The organism is Lentibacillus kimchii (genome assembly GCF_042666895.1).
In the GTDB taxonomy this organism is placed as follows: Bacteria; Bacillota; Bacilli; order Bacillales; family Amphibacillaceae; genus Lentibacillus; species Lentibacillus kimchii.
Genome location: NZ_JBHTGR010000034.1, coordinates 1 through 1,364 on the forward strand (window position 1 = coordinate 1; position 1,364 = coordinate 1,364).

Here is a 1,364-nt window from a genome sequence, read left to right on the forward strand (position 1 = left end):
TAAGGTGGACCCCATTGTCAAGACACATATTTTATAAAAATAAGGTGGGGGGTGAGTTATCATTGTTTTCCCTTTCCCATCTTACTAACTAGCTCTTTCTTGTGTCAGGTTCTGTCAAGGGCGTATTTTCCCTTGACAGGTTCTGGCACAGGAAAGATAATTGCCCAAGATGGAAAGGATAACGGTACGGGCTACCCGAAATAAATAGATGCCGGTGTTTGATAATCTAATGATTGATGAGGCCGTTCATGATTATAAAGGTTCATATAATCCCTTATATTGCTTCTTGCCGCTCTTGGTGACCCATAGTCCTTTAAATAGACTTCTTCGTACTTAAGGCTTCTCCAAAAGCGTTCAATCATGATATTATCCAATGCCCGCCCCCTTGAGTCCATACTAATTTGTACGGATGGATGCTCTTTTAAAAGATTAATGTATTTTGGGCTGGTAAAATGACTGCCTTGATCACTGTTAAATATTTCAGGTGTACCGTGCGTGAATGCGTGTTGTACGGCATCCAGGACAAAGTCAATTGCCAACGTCTGATCCAGTTCCCAACTGATAATGTAACGGGAATACCAGTCGATAATGGCCGTTAGATACATCCAGCTATTATGCAAGCGAATGTATGTAATATCAATGCTCCAAACCTGGTTGGGCCGAGTAATATTCACTCCTTTCAGCAGATATGGATAAATACGGTGCTGTAGATTGCGTTTACTCAAATTAGGACCCGGATAAATGGCTTGTATACCCATTTCACGCATGTGACGCCGCACTCTTTTACGGTTGATATTCACTCCTTTTTTCTTTAGTATTTCAGCAATCCTGCGTGAACCAAAATACGGATATTTGGTATAAATCTCATCAATCCAATGTTTCATGGCAACCTCTTCCGGTGACGGTTGAACAGGCTTATAGTAAAGGCTTGAACGATTGATTCCGAGTAGTTTAGCCTGCTGGGAGATAGGCAGTTCCGGATCTACCCAGTCCACCATCTCCATCCGTTCCCGTCTAGTCGTGGTATATGCCAGATTTTTTTTTGATCCACGACAATTGCGTGGTTAACTTTCCGACTTCTGCATAGAGATTTTCAAGCTTTTCTTCATAGTCGGCTTTCATTTTTTCCTGGTCCTCATTCTGCTTGTTAAAGAGCTTCGGCATTTCTTGCAGGAATTGTGTTTTCCACTTATGAAGTTGGTTCACATGGATTCCGTTTTCCGAAGCAATTTGGCTCATTGGTTTTTCTTCCTTCAAGATTTCCAACACGATTTGTGATTTGAATTCTGGTGTATATCTTTTGCGTTTCATATACCTACCTTAACATCTCCTTTTTTCGTGTCTAAAATCTTGGGTCCATTATA

General features: G+C 41.1%; 1 protein-coding gene. It reads right to left on the bottom strand.

The features are described 5' to 3' along the window. Positions 1-191: 191 nt before the first annotated feature. Positions 192-1,311, bottom strand: a protein-coding gene (locus ACFQU8_RS09730) for an IS3 family transposase (protein WP_138919703.1) whose coding sequence is annotated in 2 segments (ribosomal slippage) — positions 192-1,044 and positions 1,043-1,311 — 1,122 coding nt in all. Because the reading frame shifts where the segments join, the coding sequence is not laid out codon by codon here. Positions 1,312-1,364: the final 53 nt, after the last annotated feature.